The organism is Enterococcus sp. DIV0213h, from assembly GCF_051711285.1.
Classification (GTDB): domain Bacteria; phylum Bacillota; class Bacilli; order Lactobacillales; family Enterococcaceae; genus Enterococcus_D; species Enterococcus_D casseliflavus.
In genome coordinates, this window is record NZ_JBIOMH010000001.1 from 2,115,001 (window position 1) to 2,137,921 (window position 22,921).

The 22,921-nt window shown below is 35.7% G+C and carries 26 protein-coding genes, 1 rRNA gene and 1 pseudogene (1 of these 28 cut by a window edge); 3 read left to right on the plus strand and 25 right to left on the minus strand.

Annotated features, from left to right (window positions below; translation table 11 throughout):
* The 22 genes and pseudogenes from IGI77_RS09760 to IGI77_RS09865 all read right to left on the minus strand — a co-directional run.
* Positions 1–890: ribosomal RNA gene (locus IGI77_RS09760) — 16S ribosomal RNA — on the minus strand (it extends 670 nt beyond the left edge of the window).
* A gap of 542 nt (positions 891–1,432) precedes the next feature.
* Entirely contained in the window at positions 1,433–1,618 is a 186-nt protein-coding gene (locus tag IGI77_RS09765) for a hypothetical protein (protein WP_005230211.1), read from the minus strand.
* Positions 1,619–1,757: 139 nt separating this feature from the next.
* On the minus strand, positions 1,758–2,279 hold the full coding sequence (locus tag IGI77_RS09770; RefSeq protein WP_438769930.1) for a GNAT family N-acetyltransferase: 522 nt from the start codon (positions 2,277–2,279) through the stop codon (positions 1,758–1,760).
* Between the two features lie 65 nt (positions 2,280–2,344).
* Positions 2,345–3,283 (minus strand): dihydroorotate oxidase, encoded by a 939-nt coding sequence (locus IGI77_RS09775; protein ID WP_010749657.1) that lies wholly within the window; start codon positions 3,281–3,283, stop codon positions 2,345–2,347.
* 181 nt (positions 3,284–3,464) lie between these two features.
* Positions 3,465–4,415, minus strand: a complete 951-nt coding sequence (locus IGI77_RS09780; RefSeq protein ID WP_249686529.1) for an alpha/beta fold hydrolase — start codon at positions 4,413–4,415, stop codon at positions 3,465–3,467.
* Between the two features lie 305 nt (positions 4,416–4,720).
* Positions 4,721–4,873: pseudogene (locus tag IGI77_RS09785) on the minus strand (metal-sulfur cluster assembly factor); the annotation flags it as partial.
* A gap of 206 nt (positions 4,874–5,079) precedes the next feature.
* A complete protein-coding gene (locus IGI77_RS09790) occupies positions 5,080–5,388 on the minus strand; it encodes a hypothetical protein (RefSeq protein WP_438769931.1) in 309 nt (102 codons plus the stop codon).
* A 6-nt stretch (positions 5,389–5,394) separates the two neighbouring features.
* Positions 5,395–5,580, minus strand: coding sequence for a hypothetical protein (locus tag IGI77_RS09795; RefSeq protein WP_438769932.1), 186 nt, complete (start codon positions 5,578–5,580; stop codon positions 5,395–5,397).
* A gap of 108 nt (positions 5,581–5,688) precedes the next feature.
* A complete protein-coding gene (locus IGI77_RS09800) occupies positions 5,689–6,264 on the minus strand; it encodes a hypothetical protein (RefSeq protein WP_438769933.1) in 576 nt (191 codons plus the stop codon).
* Positions 6,265–6,458: 194 nt separating this feature from the next.
* Entirely contained in the window at positions 6,459–6,614 is a 156-nt protein-coding gene (locus tag IGI77_RS09805) for a hypothetical protein (RefSeq protein WP_021150874.1), read from the minus strand.
* Positions 6,611–6,961: a hypothetical protein gene (locus IGI77_RS09810; RefSeq protein WP_438769934.1), complete on the minus strand. Its 351-nt coding sequence runs from the start codon at positions 6,959–6,961 to the stop codon at positions 6,611–6,613. The genes IGI77_RS09805 and IGI77_RS09810 overlap by 4 nt, the downstream gene beginning before the upstream one ends.
* Before the next feature lie 83 nt (positions 6,962–7,044).
* Complete coding sequence (locus tag IGI77_RS09815) at positions 7,045–7,365, minus strand: hypothetical protein (protein ID WP_438769935.1); 321 nt, start codon at positions 7,363–7,365, stop codon at positions 7,045–7,047.
* A 247-nt stretch (positions 7,366–7,612) separates the two neighbouring features.
* Complete coding sequence (locus IGI77_RS09820; RefSeq protein WP_438769937.1) at positions 7,613–7,786, minus strand: dsDNA nuclease domain-containing protein; 174 nt, start codon at positions 7,784–7,786, stop codon at positions 7,613–7,615.
* Between the two features lie 20 nt (positions 7,787–7,806).
* A complete protein-coding gene (locus tag IGI77_RS09825) occupies positions 7,807–9,201 on the minus strand; it encodes a hypothetical protein (protein ID WP_438769939.1) in 1,395 nt (464 codons plus the stop codon).
* Between the two features lie 23 nt (positions 9,202–9,224).
* Positions 9,225–9,830 (minus strand): recombinase family protein, encoded by a 606-nt coding sequence (locus IGI77_RS09830; protein ID WP_438769940.1) that lies wholly within the window; start codon positions 9,828–9,830, stop codon positions 9,225–9,227.
* Between the two features lie 265 nt (positions 9,831–10,095).
* Positions 10,096–10,587, minus strand: a complete 492-nt coding sequence (locus tag IGI77_RS09835; RefSeq protein WP_438769941.1) for a hypothetical protein — start codon at positions 10,585–10,587, stop codon at positions 10,096–10,098.
* An 18-nt stretch (positions 10,588–10,605) separates the two neighbouring features.
* A complete protein-coding gene (locus tag IGI77_RS09840) occupies positions 10,606–11,760 on the minus strand; it encodes a hypothetical protein (RefSeq protein WP_438769942.1) in 1,155 nt (384 codons plus the stop codon).
* Between the two features lie 757 nt (positions 11,761–12,517).
* Complete coding sequence (locus IGI77_RS09845; RefSeq protein WP_228160055.1) at positions 12,518–13,144, minus strand: hypothetical protein; 627 nt, start codon at positions 13,142–13,144, stop codon at positions 12,518–12,520.
* A 317-nt stretch (positions 13,145–13,461) separates the two neighbouring features.
* On the minus strand, positions 13,462–14,031 hold the full coding sequence (locus tag IGI77_RS09850) for a recombinase family protein (RefSeq protein WP_438769945.1): 570 nt from the start codon (positions 14,029–14,031) through the stop codon (positions 13,462–13,464).
* Between the two features lie 108 nt (positions 14,032–14,139).
* Positions 14,140–15,117, minus strand: coding sequence for a tyrosine-type recombinase/integrase (locus IGI77_RS09855; protein ID WP_144771445.1), 978 nt, complete (start codon positions 15,115–15,117; stop codon positions 14,140–14,142).
* Between the two features lie 202 nt (positions 15,118–15,319).
* Positions 15,320–15,649: a metal-sulfur cluster assembly factor gene (locus IGI77_RS09860; RefSeq protein ID WP_005231940.1), complete on the minus strand. Its 330-nt coding sequence runs from the start codon at positions 15,647–15,649 to the stop codon at positions 15,320–15,322.
* 74 nt (positions 15,650–15,723) lie between these two features.
* Positions 15,724–16,659 carry a YitT family protein gene (locus IGI77_RS09865; protein ID WP_005230189.1) on the minus strand — a complete coding sequence of 312 codons (936 nt, stop codon included), beginning with the start codon at positions 16,657–16,659 and terminating at the stop codon, positions 15,724–15,726.
* Between the two features lie 153 nt (positions 16,660–16,812).
* Between IGI77_RS09865 and IGI77_RS09870 the strand changes: the two genes are divergently transcribed.
* The gene (locus tag IGI77_RS09870; RefSeq protein WP_005230187.1) at positions 16,813–17,304 is read left to right on the plus strand and encodes a YajQ family cyclic di-GMP-binding protein; all 492 of its coding nucleotides are present in this window, start codon (positions 16,813–16,815) and stop codon (positions 17,302–17,304) included.
* Between the two features lie 91 nt (positions 17,305–17,395).
* On the opposite strand, the gene IGI77_RS09875 is transcribed toward IGI77_RS09870, so the two are convergent.
* From IGI77_RS09875 to IGI77_RS09885, 3 genes are all read right to left on the minus strand, one after another.
* Positions 17,396–19,888, minus strand: coding sequence for an ATP-dependent DNA helicase (locus IGI77_RS09875; protein ID WP_438769947.1), 2,493 nt, complete (start codon positions 19,886–19,888; stop codon positions 17,396–17,398).
* A gap of 257 nt (positions 19,889–20,145) precedes the next feature.
* Positions 20,146–20,682, minus strand: a complete 537-nt coding sequence (locus IGI77_RS09880) for a hypothetical protein (RefSeq protein WP_081116929.1) — start codon at positions 20,680–20,682, stop codon at positions 20,146–20,148.
* A 280-nt stretch (positions 20,683–20,962) separates the two neighbouring features.
* Positions 20,963–21,376, minus strand: coding sequence for a GNAT family N-acetyltransferase (locus IGI77_RS09885; RefSeq protein ID WP_438753980.1), 414 nt, complete (start codon positions 21,374–21,376; stop codon positions 20,963–20,965).
* 98 nt (positions 21,377–21,474) lie between these two features.
* On the opposite strand from IGI77_RS09885, the gene IGI77_RS09890 reads away from it, so the two are divergent.
* Together IGI77_RS09890 and IGI77_RS09895 are read left to right on the plus strand one after the other, a co-directional pair.
* Positions 21,475–22,095: an MBL fold metallo-hydrolase gene (locus tag IGI77_RS09890; protein WP_005230178.1), complete on the plus strand. Its 621-nt coding sequence runs from the start codon at positions 21,475–21,477 to the stop codon at positions 22,093–22,095.
* A 33-nt stretch (positions 22,096–22,128) separates the two neighbouring features.
* Positions 22,129–22,833 (plus strand): histidine phosphatase family protein, encoded by a 705-nt coding sequence (locus tag IGI77_RS09895; RefSeq protein WP_118215872.1) that lies wholly within the window; start codon positions 22,129–22,131, stop codon positions 22,831–22,833.
* Positions 22,834–22,921 lie beyond the last annotated feature (88 nt).

Below are 22,921 nucleotides of genomic sequence, written 5' to 3' on the forward strand. Positions count from 1 at the left end.
TAATGCGTTTGCTGCAGCACTGAAGGGCGGAAACCCTCCAACACTTAGCACTCATCGTTTACGGCGTGGACTACCAGGGTATCTAATCCTGTTCGCTCCCCACGCTTTCGAGCCTCAGCGTCAGTTACAGACCAGAGAGCCGCCTTCGCCACTGGTGTTCCTCCATATATCTACGCATTTCACCGCTACACATGGAATTCCACTCTCCTCTTCTGCACTCAAGTCTCCCAGTTTCCAATGACCCTCCCCGGTTGAGCCGGGGGCTTTCACATCAGACTTAAGAAACCGCCTGCGCTCGCTTTACGCCCAATAAATCCGGACAACGCTTGCCACCTACGTATTACCGCGGCTGCTGGCACGTAGTTAGCCGTGGCTTTCTGGTTAGATACCGTCAAGGGATGAACATTTTACTCTCATCCTTGTTCTTCTCTAACAACAGAGTTTTACGATCCGAAAACCTTCTTCACTCACGCGGCGTTGCTCGGTCAGACTTTCGTCCATTGCCGAAGATTCCCTACTGCTGCCTCCCGTAGGAGTCTGGGCCGTGTCTCAGTCCCAGTGTGGCCGATCACCCTCTCAGGTCGGCTATGCATCGTTGCCTTGGTGAGCCGTTACCTCACCAACTAGCTAATGCACCGCGGGTCCATCCATCAGTGACGCAAAAGCGCCTTTCAACTTTCTTCCATGCGGAAAATAGTGTTATACGGTATTAGCACCTGTTTCCAAGTGTTATCCCCTTCTGATGGGCAGGTTACCCACGTGTTACTCACCCGTTCGCCACTCTTTTTCTTTCGGTGGAGCAAGCTCCGGTGAAAGAAAAAGCGTTCGACTTGCATGTATTAGGCACGCCGCCAGCGTTCGTCCTGAGCCAGGATCAAACTCTCATAATGATTTGTTTGAATGACCGTACGGTCATTAAGCTCATAAAAATTAACTTTGCTAGCTATTGCTTGCATGTATTTGTTTCAATAAATTGAAACGTCCTACACATTGGTTCGTTTGCTTGCTTTGTTCAGTTTTCAAAGGTCTACCGTGCTGTGTTAGCAACTTTTATATCATATCAGAGTGACATTTAATTGTCAACTCTTTTTTTAAAAGTTTTTTTTCGCTCGTTGTTTTTCAACTTCGTAGCGGCTGTCTCAGCGACTTAATTAGAATAACAAATGATTTGTTATTTGTCAACAACTTTTTTCAATTAATTTTGTTGATGTATCAACATTGATTAACTGTTTTATTATTGCGACTTCGTTATAATATCATCTGTTTCATTTTTGGTCAAGTCTTTTTTGAAGATTTTTCAACTGTTGTTTTGACCCGCTGGCTCAATTGCCAACGTTGAATACTTTATCATTCTATGAATGAAAGAGCAAGCTTTTTTTCTGAAATTTTTCCAATTAACAAAAACAAAGAAAAAAACTACCCAAAAGGTAGTTTAATCAATATCGATCGTACGGAAACGGATTTGATTTTGATCGTCTCGTTTTAAGGTTGTTTCTTCTTTCAAATAAGAGAACTTCTTCTCATCGATCGCTGGATTTTCAAGCATTTCTTCATAACCTGCAAAAATATCATGGATGTATTTTTTATAAGCTTTTTTCTTTTTGATTCTTTTCTTCATTTGGCACCGTCCTTTACGTGCTTATCTTAGCAAGCCGAAAGGATTCTGACAACCATTATCCACATTTTCATACCAAAAATTCACTTTGACACACCTTTTCCATTCTTTCAGCCAAGTGACAAGAATGGAAAAAGAATGTTTAGTTTGTGATCAAACGTTTTTGAAACGCCAATCGCTCTCCATTCGGAAAAGGAAATGTTACCTCTCCTTTATATTGATAGCCAGCTGCTCGGATATTCTTTTGCATCCCAATATTGGCTTTATACGTATCGATACGCAAATCAACGATTCCTTGCTCTAATGCAACCACTTCAAGAGCTTGCAGCAATTTGGCACTTAACTTTTGCCCTTTAAAATGAGAACTGACAACGACGCGATGAATGGATAGATACGGACCGTTTCCATCCCACCCTGCGCCGGTAATTGCGTTGTAGACAGGATCATCACCAGAAACCAGTGCCGCAGACGCTGCGATTTTCCCATCTTTCACTAACACATAGCTTTCACCTTTTGCAATATCTTCTTTGATTTGAGTTTCTTTTGGGCCATAGCCATTTTGCCATTGTGGTGATCCTTGAGCTTTTAAAAAAGCAATTCCTTCCTCAATCAGCGCCATTAACTCCGTTAAATCGCCCTCAGTTGTTTTACGAAATTTCTCCATTTAACCCCACCTTTCTTCTATGACTTTCTTCTATAAAAAGAAACAGACGATGATAGAAAGTCGTTTTAATCAATCGTTTTTAGTTTGCCTTGAAATTCACTGATTGATTGATATCCTTTTTCTTTCATGATCGTTTCTAATTCTTTCGTCAATCGTTCAAAGATCGCCGGCCCTTCTTTTTGCAACTCTGTGCCGATCTGCAACATAGAGGCACCACACAACAAATGCTCATACGCATCTTGACCATTACGAATCCCACCTGTACCAATAATTTTGATTTCTGGCTTGAGACGTGTATAGAAAGCCCGCACATTGGCTAATGCCGTTGGTTTCACATATTCGCCTCCGAGACCACCAAAACCACCTTTTGGTTTGATGACTACCGAGTCAGTAGCAGGATCGATGAATAAAGCATTCCCAATACTATTGATTGAATTGATGTAGGTTAACGGATACTTGTTTAATATCTTAGCCATCTCATCAAAGTGAGCCAAATCAAAGTATGGCGGCAATTTGACACCTAAAGGTTTTGTGAAAAAACCAAAGACTGTTTCAAGAATTTGATCGGTCAAAGGAAAATCATAGGCAACTTGTGGTTTTCCTGGCACGTTTGGACAAGAAAGATTCAACTCAGTGATTCCTTCAAAATCACTTTCTTGGATCTTCTTCAATAACTCAATGTTTTCAGCCACACTCATACCAGCGACAGAGAAAAAGAAAGGCGCTTGCTGAGTCATTTCCTGCTGTTTTTTGATGGCATAATCTAAGTAGTAGTCCACCCCTAGATTTGGTAATCCCATCGAATTGATGCTTCCTAAGGGTAAATCGGTATAACGTGGTTCTGGATTTCCGGCACGTGCTTCTAGCGTTGCACTCTTTGTGACAAATGATCCAGCTGCTGATACCGCTAATTCATCTAATTCCTCGATCGTCATACAATGGACCCCTGAGGCGTTCATAAACGGATTTTCGTATGTATATTTCCCAAAATTCGTAGCTAACATTGATTCATTCCTCCAATCTTTTCAACTAGTTTACCGTTTCATTTCTGAAAATGCAACGGTCCTTTTACAAAGCTCCTCTTTCAATATATTTGTTCATTTTTCGGGATGCTCAGATTGAATGCCTATTTGCAATTCTATTAGTTACACGGGTCGGATACAGTATCAAACTGTTCGTTACAAATTAAAAACACTTTACTTTTGAGAGTACTTCCATAAATTTGTCTGGTTCATCAATAAATGGCATATGAGCGGAATGAGAAAATGTATAGAAATTTTTTTCATTTGCATCGACACTGTGAAAGAATCGTTTTGCCTCTTTATACGATGTTGAACTATCCAATTCTCCATGAATGATATGAATCGGGATTTCAATATTTCTAACTACCTCTTGAAGTGGTGTATCTAGGATTTGACTGATGAGTTTTTCAGAAGCTTGAAACATTCCTTTAAAGAAGCAGATTTTTTCATTAACAGTATAATACGGAAATAGAAAGACCGCTTTTAACAGCTTACTATTTTGATAGCCTTCACGTGTCACTCCAAATCCATACTTTTCTGTATATTTCATACTGGCACTTCCATAAGGCATACTTTCTTTATTGATTTTATATGTATCGAAAAAGTTGTCTGGCAGATCAAGTTTTTCAAATCGGCGTAACGCTATTTTGTCATTTCTTCTACAAGCCTCTTTTAAAATTGCCTGATATTTTTCTTTTTCTGAATTCCTCATACAATTTATTTGTCCCACACCAATATATGCATAATAATATTCTGGTTTTTCTTGAACAGCGAGACTCGCTATGTAAGATCCCCAAGAATGGCCCAAGACATAAATTTTGTCTTGATTAAACATATACCTCAATTGTTCTGTCACTTTGAGGACATCTGCTGTAAGTATTTCAATATTAAAAGCCGCTTCATCAGGCAAACTACAAGACATCCCTACCCATCTCTGGTCCCAATAGCAAGTATGGAAATCTTGATTGAATTTTACTTGCCGCTTCCATATAAAGGGTAAAATTGGTGCAGTTCCATGAACGAATAATAAAACTGGAGCATTTTTGTTCATATTTCTTTCTACAATTAAGCCTTGCTTCACTCCGTTTATTTCTAAATATATTTTTTCAATCATTAGAACCCCATTTCTCTTTTTCATTTATGAGTACGCTATTTTCGTTTTGATTTTTTCCACGCCTTGAATTAAAGTTCTATAAGAACTTATTATAACTGCCTTAGTTCCTACTTTATCATAATTCTAACTATAATATCATTACTTTTTATAAAGTTTAAATACCATAAAATAACTACTAAATTTTCCGATATCCAACTATTCTCTTTTTCATTTTCGTTTATTTACCTTTTTCTGAATAAAAAAAGACACTCAATTTCTTGAGCATCTTCAATGGTTCTTTATTATTTCTATCATTATCATGCTTATTAACGAATCCCCAAAGCAATCCGTGCATAACGACTCATTTTATCGGTCGTCCAAGCGGGATACCAGACTAATTTCACCTCTGGATTTTTGACTTCTGGAATATCGCTTAGTGCTTCGTGTATCGATTCAGTCAATACGTCGGCTAAGGGACATTGATATATCAACATTTCAATGGCAAAAAGTTAATAAAAAATCTTTCGTTAACTTCTTATTTACTTATTCATTTTACCATGTAAAAAGTGAATATTCTAGCTAAATTAGGCTTGGACTACATACTAGGAAGAGTATTAATTTGTCATTTTGGTTTGTTATCCATCTTTGTCAATTTCTTGCAATAAAAGGTCATCCAATACTTTTCCTAAAAAACGCTTATTTCCAATTTCAAAATTGTTATTTTTCCATCATCTACATTCTTAACATCTGATTTTGCTACTCTTGATATTCCTCTAAACATTGCAGACTCATTATAACCTATATAGCTATTAAAATTGGACATATCCCCCGAGACGGTGATTACAGGTTTCATAAAATATAGTAATTCGTAATCATCTTTAACCCAGAATACATTGGAAATTAATTTAGGTTCTTCATCTCTAAGGTTTAAATCTAAGGAAGTTATAATTATCTCTCCAATATATTTGATTTTATTTTTCTGTCCAAAAATCATTATGTCTCACTGACAAATTTCTTTTATTAAATTACTATTTCTCGTACTCTTGGGAACTCCCCAAATATAAGTATCTAAAATTTCTTTTTTATTAAATAGCTCTATTAACATTTCATCTTTCAGTAATTCATCCAATGTATTTTCTAAAGTATATATCACGTCATCATCTATTGCTTGTTTAATAATTGTCATTCTACTACTCTTTTTAAAATTTGTTTGTTCTATTTATAATCATCGTGAAATAACTTGTTTAATTTCTAATATTTCTAAAAAACTATTGAAAACTAGAAGTTTTCCTTTCTAGTTAATCACACTCATTAACTTTATTAAATGAGGTCCTATTGCTGTTCCAATAGTAGTTATCGCTGATAATAACTCAATAGAATCTATCCCTTTTTCTTTTGCAATTTTCCCAAAACCTTTTTTCATAATTTTGTCTTCAACTAAGCTTAAATCTTTAATCTGAGTTTTCATAACTTTAATCAGTTCATCTTGATTTATACTGTCATCTAAAGAAACAACTAATTCTATAAAATACTCAACTCTAAGCTGTAATAGCTTAGAATTAAGCTGTTTTTCATAATACAAACCTCTTTGTTCTATATGATTTTCAATCTCTATTTGTAAATTAGGGTCAGTAATATTCATTATCACTTTTTTATTTTGTTCATCGTATTGAGCTAAGTCGATTAATTCCAAAAATTGTTGTTTCCAGTCATACTCCAGCTCGGGATAAACTAACTCTTTCTTTACTTTTAAGTTTCGAACTCTACTCTGAGTTATACCCAGTTCTTTACTCAGAAGATAATCTGAATCAGCATTAAACACTCCGTTTTTCTTTTTATCAAGTTTATTTTGGTAAAAAAACTTAAACATTAACAAATCAATTTCAGACTTAGATGATAGTCCAAAGTTTTTTTATAGTATTTTTCACATATTTCATCAAAGTATTTTATTTTTTCTATATCTGAAAACTCAATATTACTTCTCACTCAACATTCCTCTTTTCTCTATTTCCCTTACTCTTCTCAACTGAATACTTCTCACCATTTTTCTCTATATCCAACTCATCATCTAATTTTTAAATAATCTAAAATAGTTACTAAATTAGCAATAAATCCAGCAAGTGCTCCTAGGATAAAAAATAAAATTTTAACATTAGGTATCATGCCTTTACTAATAGATTTATCAGTACTTTTTATTTCTTTAGTTACTTCTTTGGTCATTTTTTTGAATTTCTTACTGTAATTTGTTCTGAGACACCTACAAAAGTTCCAAATACTCCTATTAAAAGTAAAAGAACTCCAATTATTTTAATTAAAGTTGAAGTTATAAAAAATAAGCTGATTGCTGGTACTAAAAATGATATTCCTATCCCAATTGAAGCAAAGCCTTTTCCATTATCAAAAGATTCAAGTTCTATTCCTAAACCTGCTACTCCAACTGATACGAGTGCTACACTAAAAACTGTTGTTATTATGGTTTGTTTAAAAACAATCGGTAATACTATTCCAACTACAATTATAGCTAATGCCAAGCTAAATCCAACACCTGAATTTTTATCTTCTTTCATTACATCACTCTCTTTTGCATTTTATTTATTTGAAAAAATTAATTTAAATATTTCTCTATAAAATCAGAATTTTATTGCATAAATTATTGAATACCAGAAATTTCATTTAGAACTATTAAGTATTCTAAATGTTTATTATAGTATTTCTCACTTAATGTTTTTTTCTTTGTTTCTCCAATATCAATAAAATTACTCACTTTATCTTCAAATCCAGTTAAGCGCTCTGAAGCTATAATCATTTGTCCTTTTGTTTCAGAAAATTCACTAAGTAAACTATAAATTTTTTCTAAGTTTTCTGAATCCTGACCTTGTTGATTTGAAGTATCAATAATTAAGAATTTAAACGGAATATCCTCTCTCTCAATATTTAGTGAATATATAGATAGAAAATATGCTAAAATCAAACGAGTTCCTTCACTACCGCTACTTCCATCAATCGATTTATGATTTGGCTTAAAATCAAGTTACTATCAAAAGTTATATTAGTAATAAAAAAGCATGATGAACATTTGTCATAAAATGTATAATAATTATAAAATATTGCACCTATCATAGAATGTTTTCCATCTTTTGTTATTAATCTATTAACAGTCCAATTCGTATTCACATTATTAGTTTTAACTTGATAAAAAATTAAATTTTTGTCTTCATTTACTTTTTTAGTTCTGAAAAATCATCGTGAAATTCACAATAAACCATAACTTCTTCATTATTTTTATATTTCTGAATCAAATGAGAAACAATACTACTAACTTGATATTCAAATCTATTCTGGGAATCTGCTCCTGATTGTTCTCTTGGTGGAATACTTAGTAATTTTTCCAAAAGTTCAATCTTTTCAATTCTTACATATTTTTATTCTCTGGAATCAAATAATAATTTACAAAATTAAAATTTTCTGCATTATATTTTTCTACCATACCCATTATTCTCGGAAAATATTTATGACAACAAACATTTGGAATATCTAATCTCGAGATTGTTGGATTAAGATTTCCAAAAACGTACAGTTCTTGATTTTTATTTATGAAATTTGTAATTCCTAGATCATCAAAATCAGAAAGTGCTAATTTATTTTTTGCATTTGGATTATGAAAAACCCATATGCCATCAGTCAGTACTTCTTTAGATTCCTGAGATACTCTATTTACTTTAAACTTAATTTCATCATCAATGAAATCTTGATACAGAGTAAACACTTCTTGTTTATTATAGCTTATTTCAGATTTTACTAATGCAGAAAGTTTTCCTATAGTAATATTAGAACTAAATATTATTGCTGATACATCTGAGTATTCTTTTTTATTAAAAATTCCTAATTGTATATTTACGTTTTTATTTTTTTGGACACTTTCCTTAACAATAAACTCTTTAGAATCTTTTGAGTAAATAATGCCATATAATAAAGCTATTATTCCATGGATATATTCTCTTCCATAATTCACTTGAGAAAATGAAGATAACGCAATTACATAAGGGTTTTCTTTATCTATCCAATCTAAATTAATGTACTCATTTTTATATTTTTGTAGTTTATTACGTATTGAATTTGAATATCTAATAATGGACTCATTAATCTCAACATCAAAATCTTCATTCATTGACGGCGGAGTAACCATTCCCAAAATATCCTCTAAATTTCTCTTATTTTCTTTTCGTCCATCCATTTTAATATTAGCAGTAGTCGCTTCGACATAGATATCTTTATTTTTTTTCTTTTTTAGAATAAAATCTGGTCTATTTTTCGAAAAATCAATATCAAAGTTTAAATCTTTGAAAATTTTAAATAAAAAAAATTCCCAAAAACTAGAGTGAAAAGTTGTTTGAAATTCCTTTATTATTTTTCCATCTCTATCTTGAAATCCCTCAAACCAATTTTCTAAAATTTTTCTGTGGTATAAAAACTCCTCATTATCTCTTAACATTAAAAATTTCGGGTGAAGCTGACTTTTTATATCAAATTCTTCGAATAATTTATGAGTTTTAAACAAAGTGTGGTTATTTCTTTTTAACATCTTTTTTACACTATCATACAACTCGGTATTTATTTCGAATAGTTTATCTAGGATGTACATTATCCCAAAATCATCATATTCATTCAGGATATCAAGAACTATTTTTTCCCAATTATTCTTAGATAAATATGTATTTTCAATATTCGAAAAAAACCATTCATACTTATTTTGAAAAGGGTTCATTCTTATATTTTTCATTTCTTTAATATTACTTATATTTTTCAAATACCTTTCTTCCCTTCTGCTAATCATGTAGAACTTATTTCATTTCTAATCCTATAAATTGTATTCCTAGCCACATCTAACTCTTTTGAAATCTGAGTTATAGGAACATCTTTCTCTAACATCTCTACAATCTTTTCATACGTTACACGTTTCTGTTTATCTGATGAATCAGAACTATAGGCAAAAGGTCTACCCTTATATTTGCCTTTTTCTTTTGCTAACTCAATACCCTGTCTTTGCCTTTCACGTATCTGTTTACGCTCATTCTCAGCCGTATACTTAAACAATTCAATAATGAGATTATTTAATAACCTTCTCAAGTTATCATCCTTTATACCGCTCAGAGATGGCAAATTAAGAATTTCAAGGGTTGCTCCTTTATCTTGTATCTGATTCATGATATTAGTTACTTCTTTATTATTGCGTCCTAGTCTATCTAATTCGCTTACAACGATTATATCATCTTCTCTTATATAATTTAATAACTCTTGTATTTTTGGTCGATTATTATCTTTACCACTTAGTTTGTCTGAAAAAATCTTTTCAACTTCTGCTTTTTTCAACACTTCAAATTGTCTTTCTAAATTTTGCTCTCTTGAAGATACTCTCGCATACCCTATTTTTGTCATGGTGAACCTCCTGCTAGGATTCATATATAATGAACATGTATATTAAACAACTTGAAACCATTATATATCAACGACTGCATGTTGTATAGTTTAGGTATACTCAAATTAAGCAAAAAAACATACTAATTAAAGTGAAAATTAGTATGTTTTCAAGAATTAATTTTAATATAAGTCTAATTTTTCTTTTATAATGAATAGTGTATGTCTTCGTTTTATACTTCAAATTCATGTTTATAGTTCTTCTTATTAAAATTCATTTTCAAAGTTAACCTAAAATTTCATGAATAGCATCTAAGCAATTTTGCGTGAGTATCATTCCACCGTTGTAATCCTCGCCAATTTTAGCATTCAACATTCTGTCATACTGTTTAGCAGAACGTTTCAAAAAGCTTTCAATTTCCTCTTCCATTCTACTATCAATATATTTCTGAGCTATCTCTTTAGTGAAGAGTGGTTGTTCCCATTCTTTCCCATCTCTTACGCCTGTGTTGAGAAAACCGCACTTCTCTTCAACTTCTAAACTAGTAAAAATCAATCCTACTTTACCATTTTCACGCTTTTTAACGATATTCTCTTCTATAAACCAATCAACAATCTCTCTTGTGCCTAAATCACCAATGAAGTCTTTGATTTGCGTGAACGAAAAATATTCTTTTCTATTTTTCTTTCTTTCTTTTCTAATTTCAATCATTTCTTCTAGAGTGATTTCTTTTTCATTTTTATAAGTGCTTAAATTAATAATCTTATCTTTTTCCATTTTGTCTACTCCTTTTTATTACACTACTTTTTTAAGTAAGTTAATTTGATACAATCTCGCTTTATCTTCTTTGTTTAACTTGCCACCGTTTAACTCTATCATTCTATTTATTTCTTCTTCATAACTGGTGATATTTTCAATAAAGTTTGATACTGCTTCATTATTTTTGCTATTTTCGTCAAACATTTCTTTGAAAAACAATTCCATGAACTCAACAAAATTACCATTTTTCAATAATCTAACATTCAAGATATCTACACCTGCTTTATCATCGTCTACAAATTCTGATTTAGATTGTTTTCGTTCAGCAGACTGAATCACTCGACTATATAGAAAATTTGTAATCTCAACAAAATCATAGTTGTCATTTTTTAACTCTTCTGCATTATGAACAAAGTAAGTAACAAAAGCATATTCAAAAGGAAACTTTTCTTCAACAAGCTTATTCATTTGTTTGACGGTGATTCTTGGGTTATTTTCTTTTTGTTCTTTTTTGAATTTTGTATATTTGTTATACTCTTCTTCTGTGATTTGAATATATTTGCCATCTTTTTCCGATATATATTTTACACTGTGTTCATGTTTTGCTAGAACAACATCTACTCGATTCAACAAACTTGTAGTTATGCGACTCTCTACAAAATAATCAAGATAATCTTTCATTTTTGCCAAGTCGTACATCATTCTATTCAAGTTCCAATTTTCATTGTCTGAATACATATTTTTGACTTGTTGAAGACTTTCGATATTATCATTATTGATAAAAATTCTTACTAATGCTTTTACTATTTTGTCTTCTTTAGTCAATCTCTCTATAATTCTTCTCTTAGTTACATAATGTTCATATTTATTGCCTTTCCTTTCTTCAACAATCATCATATAGCCCATGCAGTTTTCAATGTAGTTATCAATCTCTGACCAATCAATTGATTTACCTCCAACATTCTCATATTGATTATACTCACTTTCTACCTCTCTTGGGCTGCCAAGAATGAAACGTGGTTCTTGACCTCTTTTGCCTGCAACATACTCAACTGTCTCGTGTGAATGCTGTAGTTGACGGATTACTGATTTTTTTACATTGTCTCTCATTTTCCCTGCTTTAATGATTGAATCCTTTGTCGATGGCTTTATTAAATTTGATTGCAACAATTCTGATATTGTAATTTCCATATTATTTACCCCTTTCTTATTGGTACACAACTCCATTCTTTTATTAATCTATTTCCATTCTAATAAAGAAACGGAGTTGTGTACCAATTAAATTATATCTTGTTCAAAGACCGAACCCGCTGACGCACAGCTTGCTACTCGCAGGCTCGGTCGCAATCTTTGTTTGTCGTAGCCGAACCGCTAAAGCTCTCGTCTACACTCGTTCTCTTGTTACAATTATTATTATTCATCTTGTTTAACTCTCAATAACTAATACAAGAAACCAAAAACTTTGTAAAATAACTTGTGCTTGAGCGTAGCGAATGCGGGTTCAAGTTATTTTAGGCGGTCGAGGATTGCGCAAGCTAACTTGTTAGCGTAGCAATATCGAACGTGAGTCTCTTGAACTTGACTTTAAAAATGAATCAAAATGGACTAACAAATGTAATTTTTTTAAATATTCTATTCCTTAGTGTCTATAAACTGCATTATTTAAACGATAAACAAAAAATTGCCATATCGATATATATATATTATACCATATTTCCAGATTATTTTATCCACAACACCACAAACGTATGTTCCCTTTATGAAAATGTTAATAATTTTTTCAACAAAAGAGGGTGTCGACTATATCAACACCCTCCTAAAAGCCTACAATTAAAATAACGAATTTTTGGTTTCAAATGTCGTTTATAAACGCTGTATAAACACTTAAGGTCTATTGCATCGTGTATATACTTAAATATTATTTTAATCAATAGTTGCGAGAAAGAAGTTATTTTTTGTTTAAATCACTTATAATTAATTCGAGTTGACCAAACAATTTCCATGCTTGTTCCTTCTCAGTTTTTGATAATCCTTTTTTATCACTAAAAATTAGTATCTCCTTGTATGGATTATCCATGTCATTAATTTTAAATTTAAAAGAAATTCTACTTAATTTATTTAATGACTTTGATTTTGCCGTATTGCCACCAATAACTGCACCGATTCCTCCCGCTAGTGCTCCTCCTACAATGGCTCTTGATATAGCACTACTCGAAGATACTTTGCTAACTATGTCATTGTCTTGGATTAATTCGACTTCAATTACATCCGTTAAATTAATCATCTCTTTCATTTTGTAATATGACTTTGAAACTCCATCTAGCTTAATGTGTCTCAAATTTGCTTCAAAAAACACTTTTTTTTGTATATCTATACCAAGTCTACTAAAACTACCATTAAAACAATTATTCGAACTTGTATCAATTCCATAATGATTTAATTCATCACTCGAAATGTCGTTCGTGGTTAATTTTGGTGTTGTTATAGTTGCGATAATTCCCGCTACTACAAAAAAACCTATTGCAATTATTCCTAACCATCCTAAAGTTTCCATCAAACTCATTGACTCTTCCATTTTCATTCTCCTTTTTATTATTATAGTTGCAAGAAAGAAGTGGTGTAATCATTACTTTTAATCATTATTACTAATTTTGGTAAAAAGCTACCCCTATATAAACTCCCTTCAATCTATATTTCACTATTACTAACACTGTTAGACTATGTCTAAAACGAACGAATTAGATAATAATGAATATAATAGAAAAAGAATCTCAAAAAACAACCACAAAGGTTGATTTCATAAGATTCTTAGTGAGTCAGTTTTTTATTGTTTAACGTTTGTCAAAAACGTTCGTTTCTTAACATCATTATACGATACTTACTAAAAGTTTATCAACCTCTGTTACTATTTGATTTATGTGTTCTAATTATTCTATAGATGCTACTTTCACTAATGTTAAGCTTGATGGATATTTCTTTTACTGTGTACGCCTGTTTTTGATGCATTTCAAGCACTTTAACTTTAGTCATATTATTTAGTCCCGGTCTTCCGCCTTTTTTCTCAGATATCGCTAGAGCTCGTTTAGTACGTTCTGAGATTAAAGCTGCTTCCATCTCTGCAACTGCGGATAATATTGTAAAAATAAGTTTTCCTGTCGCTGTTGACGTGTCAATTCCCTCTGTCATGATATTAAGATGAATCTTTCTATCCTCTAATTGACTAATAAGATTGACCAATTGTTTAGTGCTCCTTCCTAATCTGTCAAGTTTGTAGACTATTAGCGTATCTCCTTCTTCTAGGATGTCTAGAGCTCTGTTTAATTGCTCTCTATCAACTTTACGACCACTGACTTGTTCAATGAACCAGTGAGTGGGTTGGTAAGCTGTGAGAGCCTCTATTTGGACTTCAATACCTAATGTTTGCTTTCCTGTCGATGTTCTTACATATGCTACTTTCTTCATTGCTGACTCCTTCTATTTGTTTAATAACTTCATGGTGTCAGTAATAGTGAGTGGTTAAGAAACTTTGTAGCAAGCTTATGAACTATTACTGATATTGTCAATACACTTTTACTTAATTGTTTGTAACGGTGAGTGTTTGACTGCTTTTTCTATTGAATCGTCAATATTTAATGACCTTAGATAGACTTCCGTCGTCTTAATCGAGGAATGTCCCAATAATTTTTGAATCATATAAATATCTGCACCATTTCTAACTAGTTTCTGAGTAAAATAATGTCTAAAAGTATGAGGACTAATCCTAATATTTGGATTAACATTACTTGCAACACCAATTTTCTTAATTTCTCTCTCTGCCGAGATATAACTATATTGTTTGCCATACTTTGTAAGAAATACATATTCATCTTTCATAATTTCATAATATTCAAAAAAAACATTAGCTACTCTGAGATACTTTAGATAAGCTTTATATACTGTTGGCGAACAATGAACTACTCTATCTTTCTTCCCTTTACCGTTCTCCACCTTAATTTGCGATTCTTCAACATGATAGTGTTTAAGATTCATAACCTCACTTATTCTGAGACCAGTGTCAACTAAAATTAGCAACAGTAAGTAACTTCTTTCATTGGTAAACTTGGTCTGAAGTCCTAGATGGTATTTGTCTTTACGCTTTACATTAGTAAATGTTCTTTGTTTAGCGTACTTTAACATCTTTTTAACTTCATCATCAGAGAAGGTATTGATAACAACCTGTCTCTCTTTTATCCACTTTACATATAAACAGGGATTTTCTTTTTCTCTCATGTAATTCTCATCTATACAATACCTAAAAAACGCTCTAATGCTACGTAAATGGCTATTTACGTAAGTTTCTGCTTTTCCTTCTTCAATATTCTTAATCAAAAAGCCGCGTACGTGAGATACAGTCACCATATCTAGTGAGTCAACATTTTTTTCTTCTAAAAATTTCAGAAACATACTCAAAGTTTTCCCATGTTTTTTTATCGTCTTTGGAGATAATCCTCTTGCCCTGTCATTGAATGCTGATTCTACTACTAAATCCTTTAATATCAATCTTTCCATAACAAAAAAACTCCTTCGCTAACATATTAGTTAACGAAAGAGCCTTCTGACTTTTGCCATTTTAAATTAGAGTCCAATCAAAATTTAACTCATGTGTTAAGTAATCCAAGACAGTAAAAATTCATATTGGACACCGCACTAGATGAGTATTTAACCCATCAAATTTCAATCAAAAATCTCTTTAAACCTTGATATATCATCCTTAACGAATCCCCAAAGCAATCCGTGCGTAACGACTCATTTTATCGGTCGTCCAAGCGGGATACCAGACTAATTTCACCTCTGGATTTTTGACTTCTGGAATATCGCTTAGTGCTTCGTGTATCGATTCAGTCAATACGTCGGCTAAGGGACAGCCCATTGTTGTTAAGGTCATTTTGATTACGGTATTGCCTGTTTCTGCATCAAATTCGACTTCATAAACTAAGCCTAGATTCACTATATCAATCCCCAACTCAGGGTCAATCACGGTTTCCAAGGCAGCCAAGACACGCTCTTTGATTGCTTCTGCTTCTACTTCAGTATATGCCACGGTTGAAGACCTCCTTTAATTCTTGTTTCAAATAATACCTTCTTTTGCAAGATTTGTAAATGGACGATCCTTGATTATGGACGGCTTTTCTTGTGTATTTTCAGTTCTGGGAAGACCCCTGTCGTTTTAAAGGTCCGTTGTTCATCATCTGTCGCAAAACGGCCTGTAATCGATTGGGTCGGCACAAAATTAATAAACGCATTGCCGTCAGCTTCTAAAACGGCTTGTTCTAAATCGTAGATCTCGTAGCGGGTCACGACCATCATGATCATATTGCCAGGTACGCCTGAATACCCTCCGACTGAGGGGAACAAAGTCATGCCGCGAAACACATGCTTAGAAATATTTTTCCCAACAGCTTCCGCATTGGTCGTAATAATCATTGCCGTTACCTTTTGATGACTTGTGTGCAGCATGTCCACAACGTAGCTCATCGCGAAAATCGAAATGATCGTGTACAAGGCACTTTCCCAAGAAAAGACGAAACCTGAGACCATGACAATGATGCCGTTTAAAATAAACATATATTTACCGACTGTTTTTCCAGTCGTTTTTGATAATATCAACGAAAGGATATCCATTCCGCCGGTGGTAAAACCCATTTTCAGTGAAAACGCAACGCCGACGCCCAACAGTACGCCACCTAGCAAAGCGTTAACCAAAATATTGTCAGTGATCGCTCCTTGCGGAAGGATCATCGTTAAGACGGAAACGACAACGACATTGATAAAGCTCAATAGTGTCGATGATTTCCCGAGTTTGATGAACCCGAGAACAAAGATAGGCAAGTTTAAGAGGAAAATAAACAGCCCTGTACTAAGGTGAACGCCAAAATGTTCCAAGGCAAGTGCCACGATCAATTGGGCGACCCCGTTCATCCCAGCAGAAAGAACGTTTGCGGGAATCAAAAAGAAATTTAAAGCAATGGCTGCAGTGATACCTGACAGCAAAATAACCCCTATTTTTTTCAATCGTTCTGATTGTTCGTGCTTCGTTAATAACTTACTCACAATGATCTAGCTCCTTCACTAAAAATCTCCTTCCAAAGAATAGCAGTTTGTGTGAAAAAATGAAACAATTATTTGCAAAAATTTACTTTTCATTCCCGCATCGTTCGCCTCCATGTTAAAATCATAGGTAAGAGATGAGAGGAGTGATTGATTTTGGCAAAAGAAGCAAGTTTTGATGTCGTATCTGAGATCAACACAGAAGAAGTGAAAAACGCCATTCAACAGGCGGAAAAAGAATTGAAAAACCGATTTGATTTTAAAGGCTCCACGGTAGAAATCAAGATGACTGAGGGCAAACTGACGATCGTTGGAGATGACGAATTTAAGTTGGAGCAAATCAAAGATGTGCTCTTTGCGAAGCTGATCAAACGGAATGTACCAACGAAAAACATTCAATTTGGCGAAACGGAGCATGCCTTGGGGGCAAAAGCTCGTCAAACGGCAGAATTGATCAATGGCATCGATAAAGAAAACGCCAAAAAAATAACGACAGCGATCAAAAACGCCAAGCTAAAAGTTAAAACCCAAATTCAAGACAATCAAATTCGGGTAACAGGCAAAAGCCGTGACGATCTGCAAGAGGTGATCCAATTGTTACGTAAACTGCCCCTGACGATCGATTTACAGTTTACAAATTATCGCTAATCAAAAAAACTAGAACAGAGTCTAACGTGATGGTTAGGCAAAATCAGCTTTATCTACTGATTTTGCGCAACCGCTCCTGAAAGCTCTGCTTCTAGTTTTTTTCTTGCCAAAAATGAGTCAATGCTTTTGATAACTCTTGCGGCCGACGAATCTGCAAGGCATGCTGCCAATGCAGTGGGAAAAGTTCTTGGTAACGCGGTGTCCGAAAGCGCTGATCCAGCAATAACACCACGCCACGATCGCTGACATCCCGAATCACTCGACCGGCTGCTTGCAGGACTTTATTCATCCCTGGCAGCTGATAGGCATACGCAAAGCCAGCTGCCTTTTTCTCATCGTAATATTCCCGAATCAATTCTTGCTCGTGATTGATTTGCGGCAGTCCGACTCCTACCACTGCTGCACCGATCAAGCGATCGCCTTTTAGGTCGATCCCTTCAGAAAAAATTCCTCCAAGGACACAAAATGCCACCAATGTTTTTGGTTGACTCTTTGGTTCGTCTTGACTTTTATCCAGCAAGGATGATTGTTGCGAGTCAAAAGATTGAAACTGCGCAAGAAACGCCTCGCGCTCTGCTTCGTTCATAGCAGTCCCCTGAATCAAGACCTCGACCTCTGGCGCCTGTTGAGAAAATGCTGCCGCCACCTCATCCAAATAACGATAAGATGGGAAAAAGACCATATAGTTTCCCGCTTTCGCTGCCGTCATTTGCTGGATCGCATCAACGATCGCAGGAATGCTGGCTTCACGTTGGCGATATGTCGTTTGGATATAGTCCGCAATAAAAATCCCCTGATTTTTCGGATCAAAAGGACTTGGCAAGCGATAGCGCAAAGCTTCATCGCCGCCACCTAATACTTCTTGATAATACGACAAAGGGGTAAAGCTCGCAGAAAACAACAGGCTGGCCTTGCCCTTATCTAACACGGATTCCAAAAACGGCGCTGGTTCGATGCAAAATTGCCGTAGTTTGATATCATAGCGGTCGATCTCCACCGTCGTTTCGTAGTGATCATCATAAAATTCACTGATCTTCAAATAATGGTTAGCTTCAAAATACACTTGCAGCACTTCTTCTTGCAATTCATGCTCAGGATTTGCCGGCAACCATTCCTTCATCAATTCAGCTAATTTGTATAGCTGATTGACCATTGTTTCATGGGGAGCTGCTTGATGGTGGTATGACCATCCTTCCTCTTTTGCTAATTGGGCTAAAGCCGCAAATTCTTTATCAACTCTGTTTAGTGCGCGTTTTAATTTCTGTTGATCCTTCGGCAGCTTCTTCTTTAATTCCTTAAATGGCTGTCGGGAGATCGTTGCAGAATACATTTCTTTCGAACGATTAACTAAGTTATGGGCTTCATCCACTAAAAAGAAATACTCTTCGTCTGGCTCTTCAAAAAATCTCCGTAAATAAACGGTTGGATCAAACAAATAATTATAATCACCAATAATGACATCGCAAAAGACACTGACATCCAGTGAAAGCTCAAAGGGACAAACCGTATGCTTCATTCCATAAGTCTCGATCACTTCTCGGGTTATTTGGTTTTCGTGATGCAACAGATCCCACAAAGCTTCGTTGATTCGATTGTAATAACCTTGTGCATAAGGACAATGCTCTGGCGTACAATTTCGTTCATCCAGAAAGCAAATTTTATCTTTGGCAGTGATCGTGACACTCTTGGTTTCACTACCGTTGTCTGCTAACTTGCTCAACGCATCTTCAGCCACTTGTCTGGTGATCGTCTTCGCCGTCAGATAAAAGACCCGATCTGCCCCTTCTTCCCCGAGAACTTTTAATGCGGGAAACAGCGTTGACATGGTTTTTCCAGTTCCCGTTGGCGCTTCCGCAAAAAGTCGCTTGCCATTTTTTAGTGTTTTATACGCCGCTGCTGCTAACTCTCGCTGCCCTTTGCGAAAGGTTTCAAAGGGAAAAGACAGCAGCTGCAAAGACGTATTGCGGACACGGCGCCAATTCTCTTGAAAAACTAACCATTTATGATATTCCTGAAGTAATTCTTCATAAAAAACAGCTAATTCTGAGAACTGAAATGTTCTTCTCGTACGGGTGGTCAGCTTTTCAGTGGTTTGATAATAAGTCAATTGTACGGCGATCCGATCGATGGGTCTCCTCGGATCATTTTCTCCATCAGCAGTAGCTTCTGCTTCTGGTTTCTCTTGTTTTTCACTGTCATTAAGCGCTGCTTGTTCATTTTCTTGTAGTAAAAACAAATAAGCATAAACCATTCCCTGGGCAAAAAACAAATCGATTTGATCTTCAGGGATATCTTCGAAAGCTGGTTCTGAAGTTTTGATCTCATCGATCACCCAAGAATTAACAGCTGCATCAAAAAAGAGACCATCGGCACGTCCTTCGACAGTGATCGAATCTTTCTCAATTTGGCTTTCTCGTTTGAAAAAGACTTCTTTTTGATACGCATCCCCAGCCTCTTTTTGTAGTTGGCGATGGATACGGGCGCCTTCTTGTGCGGTATGATTACTGACTTTGCGGCTATCAATATCGCCTCTGCGCAAAATAAATTCTACGATTTTTCTAACCGCAACTTTTCCTTTATACACGTGTTCACCTTCTCGTTTGCCATTATAGCGGATAGATCACTTTTGGAAAAGCGAACAGAAACAGCTTTTCATCCTCTGCGGAGAGTATCCTATCCAAACAGGTTTGATCTCTAAAAAAACCACTTGCGGCAAAATGCCTTCTCATCAGGTAATCAACGCCATTTCCACTTCCAGAGAATGGGTTTGACGAAAGGTTACCAAAAAAACCTACTCTACTCACCTAAGCAAGTAAAGCAGGAATATTTTTTTAAGAAAATTTATTGATCGACCTGAATGTCATAGCTAACACCATTTTGATCATAGGCCTTCTGATTATTAGGATCTAAGGTGAACTCAAAGGTTCGCCCATCTGCCATGATCGTCAAACGTTTTCCTTCGACGATGTATGAGGCATCTTGATAGGTGATCTCATAAATTTGATAAGGATCGTTGGACAACTGTACCTCTGAATGGGAAAAATGACGCTGAAAATCACTTTCGATTTGTCCTTCATACAAGGCAACATCACTAGCGCTGGCTGAACTATCTTCTAAGTCTGCCATCGGCAAATACTGCTTAACGATCGTCAACTCATTCTCATGGAAATCATAAACCCCTTGGCTTTGCGGAAAGATGACACTCTCATCTTGGATCAACATCAAATCAAGGTCGCCATTTTCAACCGCTTTTGAGGCGGAAGTAACGGTTTCAGAAACTTCTTTCGAATCATCGATGGATAGCTCTTCCTCACCACAGCTCGCTAAAAGAAGCACAGCAAAGCATACAGTGAAAAAGAATTGGAGCGATTTTTTCATAAAAAACACCTTCTTACAAAAAGTTGATGTATACCAATCAAAACGAACACAAGGTCCTGAACACTTACTTTCCCCGAACTTAGTCACGACGAAGGTTTCTGCTGCAGGAAAAAATTAGACCAGTTTCAAACGAAACACGCGCTTTCTTATTTTAATTAGTATAACAGCAGTTTTTTGCTAATGCGGTTTCTTAGAAAAATTTTCGAATTCCCACAATAATTCTGAGCTTTTCTCTCATCAAACTATTGGTTAGCCTTATCACCTGCCTGCCATAGGGTGGTCACAGCATCTTCACGAAATAAAGCCTATCCATGCCAAGTACAGGTGTGTCAGAAAGCACAGCAAATTGTTCGAAGCCGACTGCTTGATAGAACTGTGGCGCTTGGTAGTCTTGGGTGGTAACTGTCACGGAACGACACCCCGCTTTTTTACCGTGATCGAAAAGTGCTTCCATCAATTGTTTCCCCACCCCTTGATTCTGATGGTTTGGATCAACTGCAAACAATTGAATATGAATCGTATTACCTGTCCGTTTCCCAATCAACCCACCAAGTTGATCGTGATTGTCAAAAAATGCAAATGAAAGCTGCTCTTGATCGGAAAAGGCACTCACTGCCTCTGTTTTTTTCGTTGAATAATTGAGCCATTGACAGATCGCCTGACGATTGTCTTCTGTGTTAATCGTTTCTATCATTAATTTTTCACTCCTAAAAACCTTTCTTTGTTTCCTCTTATACTTTAAGCTATACTTATAGTCAGACACAAGTATTTGTGATCCTAGGAGGTTTTAGCATGAAAATCATTGGTTTAGTGACAGGACCCGTTCAAGAAAATTGTTACCTTATTTGGAAAGAAGATTTTTTGTTGATTATTGATCCTGGAGCAGAAGCAGCGAGATTGATCGCTGAGATCGAAAAAACAGGCGCAAAACCAGCAGCGATTTTATTGACCCACACTCATTATGACCATATCGGCGCAGTTGACCATTTGCGGGATTATTATCAGATCCCCGTTTACGTTAGTCCACTTGAGCAAGAATGGCTAAGTGATCCTATGAAAAACCTTTCTGGTCGTCATCCTGAATTAGGAACCATCACCGCACGTCCAGCAGAATTCGAGCTAGAATTGAAAGAGTACGAGATAGCTGGCATGTCCTTTAAGGTTGTTGCAACCCCAGGTCATTCCATCGGCAGCGTCAGTTTTATTTTTGACAAGTTTGTCGTTTCTGGAGACGCCTTATTTAAAGGCAGCATCGGTCGGACCGATCTACCAACTGGCAACCTTGAGCAATTGCTGACCAGCATCCAAACGCAACTTTTTGTTTTACCGAATCAGATGGCCGTTTATCCTGGCCACGGGGAACCAACAACGATCGAGATTGAGAAACGGACCAATCCGTTTTTTAACGCATAAACGAATGACGAACCAAAGGAGGAATTACTACTTATGGCAAAAACGGAATTGTATGTCGTGCGTCACGGGAAAACCATGTTCAACACATTGCAGCGTGTGCAAGGCTGGTGCGACACCCCATTGACTCGTACTGGTGAACAAGGCATCCATTATTTAGGACTCGGGTTACGAGATGTGGATTTTGTGGAAGCAGTATCCAGTGACAGCGGCCGCGCGATCGAAACGATGCGTCTGATACTGGGTGAACATGTCAGAGGACCAGAGATCCCTTATCATATCGACAAACGGATTCGTGAATGGTGCTTTGGCTCACTTGAAGGTGCCTATGATGCAGAAATGTGGGGCGTTCTGCCACGGATTCTTGATTTTCCTGATTACGATGATATGATTGCCAATCATGTCTCGTTTGAGGCGATCGCCAATGCGATCTATCATGCAGATACAGCCAATTGGGCGGAAACCTTTGATGTGTTGACCGAACGTGTCAAAACAGGGTTTGAAGATATCGCCTACCGCGTTGAGAAAAAAGGCGGCGGCAATGCGCTAGTTGTGTCTCACGGCTTAACGATCGCTTTTCTTTTGCATCTGATCAATGATGAGAACAATGTTCGCATGGATATTGAAAATGGCTCGGTCACTCGACTGATCTACGAAGATGGCAGCTTTACGATTGCTGAAGTGGGCAGTACCGATTACATCAAAAAAGGCTTAGCACTCTCTCAAGAACTTTTATCCTAAGAGAAACCTTTGGCAGTTGATCAATTTCTTTAAGAAAGGAGCAGTTTTTGTTTTAAAAACTGCCCCCTTTTTTTAGGAAAAAGATTGG

What these genes read in the sequence shown, in the direction of transcription:
- IGI77_RS09835 (WP_438769941.1), bottom strand. Translation starts at nt 10,587, where the DNA reads ATGGAAAAAGATAAGATTATTAATTTAAGCACTTATAAAAATGAAAAA.
- IGI77_RS09770 (WP_438769930.1), bottom strand. Translation starts at nt 2,279, where the DNA reads ATGGAGAAATTTCGTAAAACAACTGAGGGCGATTTAACGGAGTTAATG.
- IGI77_RS09805 (WP_021150874.1), bottom strand. Translation starts at nt 6,614, where the DNA reads ATGACCAAAGAAGTAACTAAAGAAATAAAAAGTACTGATAAATCTATT.
- IGI77_RS09880 (WP_081116929.1), bottom strand. Translation starts at nt 20,682, where the DNA reads ATGAAAAAATCGCTCCAATTCTTTTTCACTGTATGCTTTGCTGTGCTT.
- IGI77_RS09775 (WP_010749657.1), bottom strand. Translation starts at nt 3,283, where the DNA reads ATGTTAGCTACGAATTTTGGGAAATATACATACGAAAATCCGTTTATG.
- IGI77_RS09810 (WP_438769934.1), bottom strand. Translation starts at nt 6,961, where the DNA reads ATGAAAGAAGATAAAAATTCAGGTGTTGGATTTAGCTTGGCATTAGCT.
- IGI77_RS09765 (WP_005230211.1), bottom strand. Translation starts at nt 1,618, where the DNA reads ATGAAGAAAAGAATCAAAAAGAAAAAAGCTTATAAAAAATACATCCAT.
- IGI77_RS09795 (WP_438769932.1), bottom strand. Translation starts at nt 5,580, where the DNA reads ATGACAATTATTAAACAAGCAATAGATGATGACGTGATATATACTTTA.
- IGI77_RS09890 (WP_005230178.1), top strand. Translation starts at nt 21,475, where the DNA reads ATGAAAATCATTGGTTTAGTGACAGGACCCGTTCAAGAAAATTGTTAC.
- IGI77_RS09895 (WP_118215872.1), top strand. Translation starts at nt 22,129, where the DNA reads ATGGCAAAAACGGAATTGTATGTCGTGCGTCACGGGAAAACCATGTTC.
- IGI77_RS09800 (WP_438769933.1), bottom strand. Translation starts at nt 6,264, where the DNA reads ATGTTTAAGTTTTTTTACCAAAATAAACTTGATAAAAAGAAAAACGGA.
- IGI77_RS09790 (WP_438769931.1), bottom strand. Translation starts at nt 5,388, where the DNA reads ATGATTTTTGGACAGAAAAATAAAATCAAATATATTGGAGAGATAATT.
- IGI77_RS09885 (WP_438753980.1), bottom strand. Translation starts at nt 21,376, where the DNA reads ATGATAGAAACGATTAACACAGAAGACAATCGTCAGGCGATCTGTCAA.
- IGI77_RS09830 (WP_438769940.1), bottom strand. Translation starts at nt 9,830, where the DNA reads ATGACAAAAATAGGGTATGCGAGAGTATCTTCAAGAGAGCAAAATTTA.
- IGI77_RS09855 (WP_144771445.1), bottom strand. Translation starts at nt 15,117, where the DNA reads ATGGAAAGATTGATATTAAAGGATTTAGTAGTAGAATCAGCATTCAAT.
- IGI77_RS09850 (WP_438769945.1), bottom strand. Translation starts at nt 14,031, where the DNA reads ATGAAGAAAGTAGCATATGTAAGAACATCGACAGGAAAGCAAACATTA.
- IGI77_RS09845 (WP_228160055.1), bottom strand. Translation starts at nt 13,144, where the DNA reads ATGGAAGAGTCAATGAGTTTGATGGAAACTTTAGGATGGTTAGGAATA.
- IGI77_RS09780 (WP_249686529.1), bottom strand. Translation starts at nt 4,415, where the DNA reads ATGATTGAAAAAATATATTTAGAAATAAACGGAGTGAAGCAAGGCTTA.
- IGI77_RS09840 (WP_438769942.1), bottom strand. Translation starts at nt 11,760, where the DNA reads ATGGAAATTACAATATCAGAATTGTTGCAATCAAATTTAATAAAGCCA.